8 protein-coding genes are annotated in these 12705 nt (G+C 65.1%); 1 reads left to right on the forward strand and 7 read right to left on the reverse strand.

The window, feature by feature from the left end; translation table 11 throughout:
• Positions 1 to 10: 10 nt before the first annotated feature.
• The 4 genes from ACOJSJ_RS03565 to ACOJSJ_RS03580 all read right to left on the reverse strand — a co-directional run bounded on the left by ACOJSJ_RS03565 (position 11) and on the right by ACOJSJ_RS03580 (position 7059).
• Complete coding sequence (locus tag ACOJSJ_RS03565) at positions 11 to 3115, reverse strand: efflux RND transporter permease subunit (RefSeq protein WP_420143606.1); 3105 nt, start codon at positions 3113 to 3115, stop codon at positions 11 to 13.
• Complete coding sequence (locus ACOJSJ_RS03570; protein ID WP_420143607.1) at positions 3115 to 4185, reverse strand: efflux RND transporter periplasmic adaptor subunit; 1071 nt, start codon at positions 4183 to 4185, stop codon at positions 3115 to 3117. Before ACOJSJ_RS03570 ends, ACOJSJ_RS03565 begins: the two co-directional genes overlap by 1 nt.
• A 97-nt stretch (positions 4186 to 4282) precedes the next feature.
• Complete coding sequence (locus tag ACOJSJ_RS03575; protein WP_420143608.1) at positions 4283 to 5020, reverse strand: TlyA family RNA methyltransferase; 738 nt, start codon at positions 5018 to 5020, stop codon at positions 4283 to 4285.
• The gene (locus ACOJSJ_RS03580; RefSeq protein WP_420143609.1) at positions 5020 to 7059 is read right to left on the reverse strand and encodes a protein-disulfide reductase DsbD family protein; all 2040 of its coding nucleotides are present in this window, start codon (positions 7057 to 7059) and stop codon (positions 5020 to 5022) included. The genes ACOJSJ_RS03575 and ACOJSJ_RS03580 overlap by 1 nt, the downstream gene beginning before the upstream one ends.
• 77 nt (positions 7060 to 7136) lie before the next feature.
• On the opposite strand from ACOJSJ_RS03580, the gene ACOJSJ_RS03585 reads away from it, so the two are divergent.
• A complete protein-coding gene (locus ACOJSJ_RS03585) occupies positions 7137 to 8816 on the forward strand; it encodes an alkaline phosphatase family protein (protein ID WP_420143610.1) in 1680 nt (559 codons plus the stop codon).
• 412 nt (positions 8817 to 9228) lie between these two features.
• Here ACOJSJ_RS03585 and epsC read toward each other — a convergent pair whose 3' ends face one another.
• The 3 genes from epsC to ACOJSJ_RS03600 form a co-directional block, all read right to left on the reverse strand.
• The gene (gene epsC / locus ACOJSJ_RS03590) at positions 9229 to 10251 is read right to left on the reverse strand and encodes a serine O-acetyltransferase EpsC (RefSeq protein WP_420143611.1); all 1023 of its coding nucleotides are present in this window, start codon (positions 10249 to 10251) and stop codon (positions 9229 to 9231) included.
• 195 nt (positions 10252 to 10446) lie between these two features.
• Positions 10447 to 11775 carry an ATP-binding protein gene (locus tag ACOJSJ_RS03595; RefSeq protein ID WP_420143612.1) on the reverse strand — a complete coding sequence of 443 codons (1329 nt, stop codon included), beginning with the start codon at positions 11773 to 11775 and terminating at the stop codon, positions 10447 to 10449.
• The gene (locus tag ACOJSJ_RS03600; RefSeq protein ID WP_184266862.1) at positions 11772 to 12482 is read right to left on the reverse strand and encodes a response regulator; all 711 of its coding nucleotides are present in this window, start codon (positions 12480 to 12482) and stop codon (positions 11772 to 11774) included. Before ACOJSJ_RS03600 ends, ACOJSJ_RS03595 begins: the two co-directional genes overlap by 4 nt.
• Positions 12483 to 12705 lie beyond the last annotated feature (223 nt).

Genomic DNA, 12705 nt, shown 5'->3' on the forward strand with positions numbered 1-12705 from the left:
GAAAAGCCTGTTATTCGGCGGGTTCCGGCGAATCCTTGAGCGCCGAATCCAGCTTTCGACTGACGGTTTGCGGAGAAACCGTGCGCTTGGCAACGCGGGAATAGAATATCGGGATCAGGAACAATGTAATCAGCGTCGCCATGCTGACGCCGAACACCACGACCGTGCCGATGGAATGGCGCGCCGCCGCCCCCGCGCCGCCGCGAATGACCAGCGGCACCGCGCCGATGACGGTCGCGATGGACGTCATCAGGATCGGGCGCAGGCGGCGTTTCGCGGCTTCGCGAATGGCCTGCGCAACCTCCATCCCCTCGTCGCGTAGCTGGTTGGCGAACTCGACGATCAGGATGCCGTTCTTGGCGGCCAGCCCCACCAGCATGACGATGCCGATCTGGCTGTACAGGTTGATCGACCCGCCCATGATGGCAAGGCCCAGCGCCCCGCCCGCCACGGCCAGCGGCACGGTGGCGATGATCACGCCGGGATGGATGAAGCTTTCGAACTGCGCGGCGAGCAGCAGATAGACGAGCAGGATGGTGAGACCGAACACCAGCCAGATCGATCCGCCGGTTTCGCGCAGCGACTGGCTTTCCCCGCGATATCCGATTGCCAGCACTTCGGGCGATTGCCGTGCCTGATCCTCCAGGAATGTCAGCGCCTCGCCCAGCGACGTCCCCGGCGCCAGCGCGGCGGTCAGCGTAATCGCACGCAATTTGTTATACCGGTTCAGCTGGCGCGGCCCGGCGACTTCGCGCACGGTGACCAGCGCCGACAGCGGCACCAGCGCGCCGGTGCGCGACCGCACGTTGATGCGCTCCAGATCGGCGACGGTGCGGCGACCATCCTCTTCCGCCTGCACCAGCACGCGATATTCCTCGCCCCGGTCGACATAGGTGCCCACGCGCCGCGAACCCAGCAGGCTCTGCAACGCCTGACTGACATCGTTGACCGACACGCCCAGATCGCCAGCACGGGCCAGGTTCGCCTCGATCCGCATCTGCGGCTTGGTTTCCTTATAATCGCTGTCGACGTTGATCAGGCCGGGATAGGCCGCCGCCGCCGCCATGATCCGGTCGCGCGCGGCGACCAGCCCTTCATAGGTCGATCCCGCCAGCACGATATTGACCGGCAGGCCGCGCCCACGCCCCAGCCCCGACCGGGGCGCCGCGTTGCCGCGCACGCCGGTCTGGTCGGCGATCACCCTGTTGACGATGGTCGCGACCTCCGCCGTGGTGATGGTGCGGTCTTCCCATGGGCGCAGGAATGCGATGACGTTGCCGCCATTATAATCGTCGGTCGATCCAAAGCCCGACGGCGTGCGGATGACCAGATTCTGAAGCGTCCCATCCTTGCGCAGGAAGGCGAGATCGTCCTCGATCTTCTTCATATAGGCCATCATGCGCACGAAACCGGTGCCTTCGGGCGCGGTCACGTTCGCTTCGACCACGCCGGTATCTTCGGCCGGGGCCAGTTCGGTCGGCAGGCGCGTAAACAGGAAGAAGGCGACGCCCAGAAACAGCACCACGCCCAGCATCGGGAACAACGGCTTGCGCAGCGCCCCGTCCAGCCAGCGGGCATAGCCATTTTCCAGCCGCTGGAACCGGTCGTCCACCCAGCGCGCCAGACGCCCGCGTTCGGCGCTTTTGAGCAGTTTGGAACACATCATCGGCGCCAGACTGAGCGAGATGAAGCCCGAAAAGGCGATGGCCGCGATCATCGCGATGGCGAGTTCGCGGAACAGCAGGCCCGTCTGCCCGGCCAGGAACATGACCGGCACGAACACGGCGCACACGACCAGCGTCGTGGAAATGATCGCAAAGCCCACCTGCCGCGTGCCGAGATAGGCGGCGACCAACGGATCGTCCCCCTGTTCGACCCGGTGATAGACATTTTCCAGCACGACGATGGCGTCGTCCACGACCAGACCGATGGCAAGCACGAAGGCGAGCAGCGTCAGCAGGTTGATCGACAGGCCCAGCAACCACATGACGGCACAGGTGGCCAGCAGACAGATGGGCACCGTCACCGCCGGGATGATGGTGGCGCGCACCGACCCCAGGAACAGGAAGATGACGAGGATGACGAGCAGCGCCGCTTCGGCCAGCGTGTCATAGACATTTTCGATGGCCCGTTCGATGAACAGGCTTTCGTCGGTGCCGATGGCGACGCGCATGCCCTTGGGCAGGGTGGGCTTCAATTCCTCGATCAGCGCCTTGGCCTTCTGCGCGACTTCCAGCGTGTTCGCGCCCGACTGGCGGATGATGCCGATGCCGATCGCCGTGCCTTGGTTGGACCGGAAACTGCTATAGGGGTTTTCCGCCCCTTCCTCGATCCGGGCGACGTCGCCCAGCTTGACCTGATAACCATCGGCGCCGCGGCCCACGACCAGCTGCGCGAACTGTTCGGGCGTGGCGAAGGGGCGTTCGACGCGCAGCGTCTGGTTCTGATCCTGCGATTCGAAACGGCCTGCGGGCAATTCGACATTCTGGCTGCGCAGCGCCGCTTCGACATCGGCCGGGGTCAGGCCGAACGCGGCCAGCTTTTCCGCGTTGAACCAGATGCGCGTCGACGGGCGCGCCTCGCCGCCGATGTTGACGCGGGCGACACCGTCGATGGCGGCGAAACGGTCGGCGACATTACGGTCCAGATAGTCGCTGATCTGGATCGGCGACCAGCCGGGCCGCGAAAAGGCCAGGAACAGGATAGCGCGCGCATCCGAATCCACCTTGCGGATTTCCGGCGCCAGCGCATCTTCGGGCAGATCCTCCACCACCGATCCCACACGGTCGCGCACGTCATTGGCGGCGGTATCGATGTCGCGGGAAGGGTCGAATTCGATATTGATGTTGGACGTGCCGTCCTGCGACGTCGACGTGATCGTCTGAATGCCCTGCACACCCGCGACCGCATCCTCGATCAACTGGGTGATGCGGCTTTCCACGACCGAAGCCGCCGCGCCGGTATAGCTGGTTTCGACCGACACGATCGGCGGATCGGTGTCGGGATATTCGCGCACCGAAAGGCTCATCCAGCCGACGATGCCCACGATGCACATCAATACCGCAATGACCGCGGCAAAAACCGGGCGGCGGACGGAAAGGTCGGAAAGCTGCATCAGCCTGCGGCCTTGCCGGACTTGCTCTTGCCCTCGCCCTTGCCGTCCTTGGGCTTGTCACCGGGCAATCGCACCGTGACGCCATCGGTCAGCTTCACGACGCCTTCGGTCACGACCATCTGGCCCGCCTGCACGCCGCCCAATATCTCGACCCGGCCGCCCTGACGGATGCCGGTATCCACCTTCACCCGCTTGGCGGTGCGATCTTCCAGCAGGAACACGAAACGTTCGTCGCCATCGCCCACCACGGCGAGTTCGGGCACCGACAGCGACTGCCGCTGCCGCGCCAGCACGCTGACGGTCAGCAGCATGCCGGGTTTCAGCGCCTTGTCCGGATTGGGCAGGATGGCGCGCACCCGCACGGCACGGGTGACGGGATCGATGACGGGATCGATGGTCGCAATGGTGCCGTTGAACGGCCGGTCCGGCCATGCGGCGGCCACCGCCTTGATCGGCATGCCTTCACGGATCATCGACAGCCGCGTTTCGGGCACGGAAAAGTCCAGCTTGATCCGACTGATGTCGCTGACTGTCGCGATGGGCGTGCCCGCCGTCACGATGGCGCCGGGCGATACGGTGCGCAGGCTGACCCAGCCGGCGAAGGGCGCGCGGATCACGCGGTCGCCGATGGAGGCGCGGGCCAGCTGCGCATTGGCGCGGGCGCTGTTGGCGAGCGCCGTCTGCTGTTCCAGCATCACGCCGGTCGCAAAGCCCCGATTCTTGAGCGACTGCACGCGTTCCAGCTGCTGTCCCGCCTGAAGCGCGGTCGCCTCTGCCGCCGCCAGTTCGGCCTGTTCCTGACCGATGGCCAGCCGGGCGATAACCTGCCCCTTCGCTACATAACCGCCATCGGCGAAGTTCAGCCGTTCGATCCGCTCCGTCACCGGCGCGGACAGCACGACCTGTTCATTCGCCAACGCGGTGCCGACCGCTTCGACATTGTCCGTGAATGCGGCGGCGGCCAGCGGCTGCGCCTCCACCAGTGGGACGGCGCGCGGCTTCTCCTTCTTTTCGCCGCTACAACCGGCGAGACAAAGGGCGGTGATAATGACAGGCAGGAACGGGCGCATGGCGGAGGGCTATCGGGCCTTTCAGGGCGACACAATGGTCAGGTTTGTCGCTTTATGTATCAGTATGTGTCGGGTGCGGAAAACGAACGGCCGCCCATTATCCGCCAAGTCGGGCATAGAGAAGAAATTCGACATTCCCCTGCGGCCCCGTAATCGGACTTTGCGTCAGGCCTGCGACAGTCCAGCCCTGTGCCACGGCCCAGTCCTGCACCTGCACACATACGCGATCATGGACGGCGGGATCGCGCACCACGCCATTTTTTCCCACTTCCTCGCGCCGCGCCTCGAACTGCGGCTTGATGAGGGCCACCATATGCGCGCCGGGCCTGGCAAAGCCGATCGGATTTTCCAGCACCTTGGCCAGCGATATGAAACTGGCGTCGCACACGATGATGTCGACCGGTTCGGGAATATGCGCGTCGGTCAGGATGCGGGCGCTGGTCTGTTCATGCACCACCACCCGGTCGTCGGACCGCAATTTCCACGCCAGCTGGTTCGTGCCGCTGTCGACCGCATAGACCTTCGCCGCGCCATGGGTCAGCAACACGTCGGTAAAGCCACCGGTGGACGATCCCACGTCGATGGCCACGAAACCGGTCACGTCGATGGCAAATTCATCGATGGCATGGGCCAATTTGATGCCGCCGCGCGATACCCATGGATGGTCGCGCCCGCGCACGTCCAGCTCCGTGCCTTCGGGCACCTGCTGCCCGGCCTTTTCGACCTTTTTGTCGCCCAGATAGACGAGACCCGCCAATATGAGCGCCTGCGCCCGCGCCCGGCTTTCGGCAAGGCCGCTGTCCACCAGCAGCTGATCGGCGCGTATTTTCGCCATCAGCGCACCAGTCCGGTCAGCGTTGCGGGGGTCAGCAATTGCGGCAATGTCTGCGCCTCCTTCCCCGGTGCGTACCACAGGTAAAGCGGCACGCCCGACCGCCCCTGACTTTCCAGGAAGCGGGTAATCGCCGGATCGGCATTGGTCCAGTCGCCGACCATGACGGTCGCGCCCGCCTTGTCGAATGCCGCGCGGGTTTCGGCGCGGTCGATGGCGGCGGCCTCGTTCGCCTTGCAGGTCAGGCACCAGTCGGCGGTGAAATAGAGGAAGACCGGCTTGCCCGCCGCGCGCAGCTCGGCCAGCTTCCCGGCATCGAACGCCATATGCGCATCACTGGACTCGGCCGTTGGCGCGCTACGGGGCAAAACATGGCTTGCCCCCGCCAGCAAAGCGACCGCGACGACGGCGACCGCCAACGCGCCGCCCTTCCCATCGCGCTGTCGTCCGCCCAGCCACCACAGCATCAGCGTCAGCAGCAACGCCGCCAGCAACCCGATGGTCATGCCCGACACGCCCCGCTGTTGCCCCAGCAGCCAGGCAAGGCCCAGCGCGGTCAGGAACATCGGGATCGCCAATATCCGCTGCACCCGGCCCATCCAGTCGCCGGGCCGGGGCAACCGCCGTCGCAGCGCGGGAATATAGGCCAGCAGCAGGAACGGCAGCGCCAGCCCCAACCCCAACCCCGCGAACACCGCCAGCGCGGCGGGCAGCGGCAATAATAACGCCGCTCCCATTGCCGCCGCCATGAACGGCCCGGTGCACGGCGTCGCGACGAAGGCGACCAGCGCGCCGGTCCAGAAGGAACCGGCCATGCCCCCCTGCCCCGCCAGCCTGTCGCCCCCACCATAGGCGCGCAATTCGAACAGCCCCGCCAGATTGAAGGCGATCGCCGTCACCAGCAGCAGCAGCGCCAATATGATCCGGGGGTCCTGCAACTGAAATGCCCATCCGACCGCGCCACCCGCCGCCCGCAATGCCAGCAACAGCCCGCCCAGCGCCACGCATGTCGCGACGACGCCCAGCGTATAGGCGATCGCTTCGCGCCGCACCGTGCGTTCATCCCCGCCCGCCCTGGCCAGGCTCATCGCCTTGAGGCCCAGTATCGGGAACACGCACGGCATGATGTTCAGGATCAGCCCGCCCAGCAGCGCGCCGCCCAGCGCAGCAAGGATCGCGCCCCACTGGCCGCCCCCTGCGCCGCCAGCGACCTCACCCGGCTTCGCGGTCAGCAGGAAACCGACATGATCGCCCGTGCGCAACACCGCCTGCACTGTGCCGCCCTTGCCGCCTTCGCCCGCATCCGTTTCGATCAGCAGCCGGTCGCCCTGCCGCGACACCGTCTGCGGCGCAGCATAGCGGGCCAGCCCTTCGGCCAGCGGGAACAGATGTATATCGGCCGCCTGCGCGCTCGCCGGGAAAGGCACCGACAGGCGCAGCTTGCCATCCCCGATCGCATAGGTCGCCTCCGACCCCAGCGGCCGGGGCAGGTGGGTGCGCCACCCGTCGAACCGCCCGCGCGCGGCGGGAGCGACCATGCCATCGCCCGCGACCAGTTTCAGCACCAGTTCCCCGCTTTCGGGCACGCATACCTTGTCGGTGCAGGCCAGCCATTGCGCCTTCGCGCGGATCGGCAACTTCGTGCCCGGCGCGACATCGGCGGCGATCTTCAGGTCCGCCAGCACCGCATAGGGGCCTTCATAGACATGGTTCATCAGGCCGGAAATCAACAGCGTTTCGGGCACGGGATAGCGTAGCGCGCCGATGCTGACGCCCTTGGGCAGGGTCCAGTCAACGGTCATGCCCAACCCGGCATCTCCCGGATTGAGCCAATATCCATGCCATCCCGCTGCGGGCGCCATGGCCAATGCGATGGTCGTGCCCTCGCCCGGCTTCGGCGCGGCGCTTTCCGCCTCCAGCGCGGACGCGATATGCGCAGGCCCGCCACCAAAGGCCCCCTGCGCCTGCGCATCGGGACTATGGGCGATGGACAGCCCCGCCAGCAGGGCAAACGTCATCAATATGACTTGAAAAATCCGCATCGGGCCTCTGGTCGCGTGAATGCAAGGGGGCTAGGTCGCTCCTATTCCGCCGTCAAGGCATGAGAAGGTCATAGAATATGTTGAAACGTTGTGCCGCCGCCCTGTTGCTCGCCTCCGCGCTGGTTCCCGTTGCGCCGTCCTTGGCGCAGGCGCCTACGCCCGCCCCCGCTGCAACCGCCGCGCCGACCACCCCGCCCAAACTGATCGTGGCGATCAGCGTCGACCAGTTTTCCGCCGATCTGTTCAGCGAATACCGCCAATATTATACCGGCGGGCTGCAACGTCTGACGAGTCAAGGCGCGGTCTTCCCGCGCGGCTATCAAAGCCATGCGGCGACCGAAACCTGCCCCGGCCATTCCACCATCCTGACCGGCAGCCGCCCGTCGCGCACCGGCATCATCGCCAACAACTGGTTCGACCTTAACGCCAAGCGCGAAGACAAGTCGATCTACTGCGCGGAAGATGAAAATCAGCCCGGCACCAACAGCGACAAATATGAAGCATCCCCCCTTCATCTGAAGGTGCCGACTCTGGGCGGCCGGATGAAGATTGCCAACCCCGCCACTCGCGTGGTGTCCGTCGCGGGCAAGGATCGCGCCGCCATCATGATGGGCGGGCCGACCGCCGATCAGGCCTGGTGGCTGGGCGGACCGCAGGGTTATGTCAGCTACAAGGGCGTCGCCACCCCGCCGCTGGTGGCAAAGGTGAACGCTGTCATGGCCCAGCGTCTGGCCCAGCCCAATCCCGGCTTCGAACTCCCCGCCCAGTGCGTGTCGAAGGATTTCGCGGTCAAGGCGGGCAACCGCACCGTGGGCACCGGCCGCTTCGCGCGCGAAGCAGGCGATTATAAGGGGTTCCGCATTTCGCCCGAACAGGATGCGATGACGCTGGCCTTTGCCGCCGCCGCCATCGAATCGATGCAGCTGGGCAAGCAGGCACAAACCGACATCATCTCCATCGGCCTGTCGGCAACCGACTATGTCGGCCACACCTATGGCACGGAAGGCACCGAAAGCTGCATTCAGGTCGACCGGCTCGACCGCGAACTGGGCGCTTTCTTCGATCGTCTGGACAAGGACGGCATCGACTATGTCGTCGTGCTGACCGCCGACCATGGCGGCCACGACCTGCCCGAACGGCACCAGCTGAACGCCATGCCGATGGAACAGCGCGTCGACATGGCGCTGACGCCCAAGGCCTTGTCAAAGGCTGTTGCGGACAAGGTCGGCCTTACCGGCAAGAAGGTCATCTGGGGTGACGGCCCGGCGGGCGACCTCTATTTCGACAAGGGGCTGACCGCCGCCCAGCGCGCAAAGGTGGAGGCCGAAACGCTCAGGCTGCTGCGCGCCCATCCGCAGGTGCAGGTCGTCTTTAGCAAGGCGGAAATCGCCGCCACCCCCTCCCCCTCCGGCCCGCCCGAAAGCTGGAGCCTGCTTCAGGAAGCACGCGCCAGTTTCGATGCCGAACGGTCGGGCGATCTGCTGCTGCTGCTGAAACCGCGCGTGATGTCGATCCCGGAACAGGCGGTGATGGGCGCGGTGGCCACCCATGGTTCGCCCTGGGATACGGATCGCCGCGTGCCGATCCTCTTCTGGCGCAAGGGGATGCAGCATTTCGAACAGCCGCTGGGCGTGGAAACGGTGGACATCCTGCCCAGCCTCGCCGCGCTGATCGGCCTGCCCGTGCCCAAGGATCAGATCGATGGCCGTTGCCTCGACCTGATCGCGGGCGAAGGCGACAGCTGCGCCGGGAAGTAAAGGCTGCATCAATGGCGGGCGTCCCGGTGCGATGCGGCATCGGGACGCTCACGCGGCAAGGGCAAGGGCAGCGTTGCGACACTGAAACAGCGATCTGGACAGTTGTCTGAATTTTGCGTTGATAACATATCGAAAGAACGTGACCGTCATTCACCTTGCTCGATGCAAACTCGAATTCATTTTAGCATCAATGATTTAATCCAGATTATCCTTGCGCCACATGGCGGAAACATTCCGTTCCGGCGCAATTCGACCAAGGTCGGGCATGTTCCCCTCCCGTTTACGGGAGGGGGTCAGGGGGTGGGCTGGACGTCGCGAAAGCCCATTCCGCTGCGACTAAAGCGCTGCGTGCGCAAGTCTCGCTGCCCTTCCCGCCAGCGGGAGGGATGGCGGGAAACCGAACATATCTGCCCTAGATATTCTCTCCGATCCCGTCGGTCGCTTCCTCGATCAGCGCGTGCACGCGGTGCGGGGCGGATACTTCCACGCGGCTGGTGACTTCATAATGGGCCTTGGCCTGCCGCACATGGCTGTCGGCGGGTACGCTGTCGGTTAGCCAGACATTGCCGCCGATGACCGACCGGCTGCCCACGATGATGCGCCCCAATATCGTCGCCCCGGCATAGATGACGACGTCATCCTCGATGATCGGATGGCGGGGCAACGCCTTTTCCAGCGCGCCCTTCTCATCTGCCGGGAAACTGCGCGCGCCCAGTGTCACGCCCTGATACAGGCGCACCCGGTCCCCCACGATCGCGGTTTCGCCGATCACCACGCCGGTGCCATGATCGATGAAGAAGGACTGGCCGATCCGCGCGCCGGGATGGATGTCGATCCCGGTCTTGCCATGGGCGATTTCCGAAATGATCCGCGCCACCAGCGGTGCGCCCAGATCGTAAAGCCGATGCGCCAGCCGATGATGGATGATCGCCAGCATGGATGGGTAGCAGATCAGCACCTCGTCCACGCTGCGCGCCGCCGGATCGCCCAAAAAGGCCGCATCGACATCGGTATCCAGCAACAGCCGCAACGCAGGCAGGCTGTCGGCGAAGCCTGCGATGATGCGCGCCGCCTGCCCGTCCACCGCCGCGACTGGCTGATCCTTCATCGCATAGATCAGCTCCAGTCTGATCTGCCCGTACAGGCGGCTCAAAACCGTCTGCAATGTTTCCGCGACATAGGCATCTTCGTTATGCAGCCGCACGAAACTGGGGCCAAGCCGCAGCGGGAACAGCGCGCCGCACAGCGATTCCATGATCTTCTTCAAGTTCGCGCGCGACGGAAATCCTTCCGCGCCATATTCGGCATGATGCTGCTGTGCCTGCCGCCAGCGCCCGCGCGCCGCGCTCAGGTCCGCGACCAGCTGGTCCAGATTCCAGTAACCCTCGATCCGGCCGCCATCTTCCGGCCCTTCAACATGCTGTCCGTCGTCCATTCCATCCGCCTTCATGCGCCTGTCGGCACGGACTTTCAGCTTAATCCGATGGGCTTGAATCGGATCATGTCCTAAAAGTCTTTTGTTTGCCGCATTTTGCCAGCCGTCATCTGTTCCAGATGACTTCAAAATGCTCTAGCCGGATTGAACGGCGCGCAATAAACGAGTTTTGCTTGGGGACGGACAGTTTCTCTTTTAGCTGCGCCGCGCCACCCGCGGCAGATGGAGGCAGATTTCGGCGCGTAATCCGCCCTCCGGCCGGTTCGCCAGCGTCAAGTGGCCGCCTTCGGCCTGCATCGCCTTCTGCACGATCGCCAGCCCCAGCCCCAGCCCGCGCGTATTGCGCTGGCGCGCATCGTCCAGCCGCGAAAAGGGGCGCATGACCTCCGCCAGCCGCTCACGCGGGATGCCCGGACCGTCATCGTCGATGCGGATTAGCACTTCATGGCCCTTGCGTTCCAGCGATACGCGGGCGCGCTCCCCATAATGGAGCGCATTTTCAATGAGATTGCGTACCGCCCGACGCAGCGACAGGCTGCGGACCTCCATTTCCAGATGATCCGGCCCTTCATAGCTGACGTCTTGGCCATGGTCCTGAAAGGCATCGACCACCGTCGCGATGCTGACCGCGACGTCGGTGCGCACCGGCGGTTCGGGATCGCGCTCTCCCCCGAAAAAGGCGAGGAGGGATTCGAGCATCTCCCCCATTTCCTCCAGATCGCCCCCCATGGCCTGCTGGACTTCGGGGTCTTTCACCATTTCCAGCCGCAGCTGGAGCCGTGCCAGCGGCGTGCGCAGGTCATGGCCGACCGCCGCCAGCGTTTCCGTCCGCTCGTTGATCAGGCGGTGGATGCGCGCCTGCATCGCATTGAACGCGGTGATGAGGTTGCGGACATCGCTGGTCCCCGCTTCCGGCACGATGACTTCGGACCCATGGCCGATCTTGTGCGTGGCATGGGTCAGGTCGCGCAGCGGCGCCAGCGTCCGGCGGATCAGCAGCAGCCCCGCCAGCAACAGCGCGAGTACGGGGATCAGCGCCAACCCCATGCGTCCGATGGTGAACGCCCATTTCCCACCGCTATGATGCATGCCGAAATAGAGCCAGCTGCCGTCGTGCAACCGCACCCCGCCATTGATTTCGGAATGGCGACCCGGCGTCAGGCGCAACCACAGGCCCGATTTTTCAAGGGATGGTTCCCATGTCACGATCTGCTGCCGCATCCGGTCCAGTTCCGGGGACAGCGGCGGCGGCGGCGGCGCGGCGGGCGACCAGTGGACGTCGTACCGGTCGGTGGTCAGTTGCAGGCTGAGCGATGGCCGTTCGACGCTGGGCTGTTCGGCCAGCAGCTTGCGGGCGATGACCAGATGTTCGGCCAGACGGCGCGCTTCGTCATCCTGCAACGACAACTGGCTGGTCCGCTCGTAAATGAGCGTACCGACGGCAAATTCGAGGACGACCGTGACCAGAAGGATCGCGAACAGCCGCCCCAGCAGCCCCAGCGATCCCCGGAAATGCCGTTTCAAGCGCGGCTGACCTCTGCGTTGAACATATAGCCGACGCCGCGCACGGTGGTGATCGGCGCGCCCTTATCTTCGGTCGACAGCTTGCGGCGCAGGCGGCTGACAAGGACGTCGATGCTGCGGTCGCTGCTGTCGCCCATGCGGGTGCGCGACAGTTCGATCAGCCGTTCGCGCGCGATGACGCGTTGCGGATGGCTGAGGAATGAGCCGAGAAGGTCGAACTCCGCGCCGGTCAGTTCCACGATCGCGCCGGTGGGCGACCGCAATTCGCGACGGGGAAAATTGACGCTCCAGCCATCGAAATGGGCTTCGCTTTCGCGATGCTCGTCCGGCCCGCGCTCCACGCCCACGCGGCGCAGGATCGCGCGGATGCGGGCGATCAGTTCGCGCGTGCCGAACGGCTTGGGCAGATAATCGTCCGCGCCCAGTTCAAGGCCCACGATACGGTCGGTTTCGCTGCCCTTGGCGCTGATGAAGATGATGGGGACGTCGCTCTTGCGCCGGATCTGGCGGCACAGGTCGATGCCGTTGGTGCCCGGCAACATCACGTCCAGCACGACCAGATCGACGGGGCCGGCATCGAATGCCACCCACATTTCCGGCCCGGACGATGCGGGACGCACCTGATAGCCATGTTCCTGAAGCGCGCGCGCCGTCAGGGTGCGCAGCGGCGGATCGTCTTCGACGAGGATGATCGACGGGGCGGTCATGATAGCGTCAGCACATGGATTTCCATGGCTGAGGGATAGGCGGCGCCCGGACGGGGGTCAACCGCGCTGGCGGCCGAAGGGACCGGATCGCTGCTGTAGCAACAATTTGTCACGGCGCGGACAATCCGGTTCGTCATTGGTGCAAAACGCTGCCGGGCCGCGCTTCCACACAAAAGGCGCCCGGCGCAAGGATATTTGGCGAGCGGCCCCACAAACCCTCCCC

This window comes from Sphingobium sp. (assembly GCF_048594625.1).
Lineage (GTDB): Bacteria > Pseudomonadota > Alphaproteobacteria > Sphingomonadales > Sphingomonadaceae > Sphingobium.

Excerpts from the sequence above, each read along its gene's own strand:
- ACOJSJ_RS03565 (WP_420143606.1), bottom strand. The coding sequence starts at position 3,115 with ATGCAGCTTTCCGACCTTTCCGTCCGCCGCCCGGTTTTTGCCGCGGTC.
- ACOJSJ_RS03570 (WP_420143607.1), bottom strand. The coding sequence starts at position 4,185 with ATGCGCCCGTTCCTGCCTGTCATTATCACCGCCCTTTGTCTCGCCGGT.
- ACOJSJ_RS03575 (WP_420143608.1), bottom strand. The coding sequence starts at position 5,020 with ATGGCGAAAATACGCGCCGATCAGCTGCTGGTGGACAGCGGCCTTGCC.
- ACOJSJ_RS03580 (WP_420143609.1), bottom strand. The coding sequence starts at position 7,059 with ATGCGGATTTTTCAAGTCATATTGATGACGTTTGCCCTGCTGGCGGGG.
- ACOJSJ_RS03585 (WP_420143610.1), top strand. The coding sequence starts at position 7,137 with ATGTTGAAACGTTGTGCCGCCGCCCTGTTGCTCGCCTCCGCGCTGGTT.
- epsC (WP_420143611.1), bottom strand. The coding sequence starts at position 10,251 with ATGGACGACGGACAGCATGTTGAAGGGCCGGAAGATGGCGGCCGGATC.
- ACOJSJ_RS03600 (WP_184266862.1), bottom strand. The coding sequence starts at position 12,482 with ATGACCGCCCCGTCGATCATCCTCGTCGAAGACGATCCGCCGCTGCGC.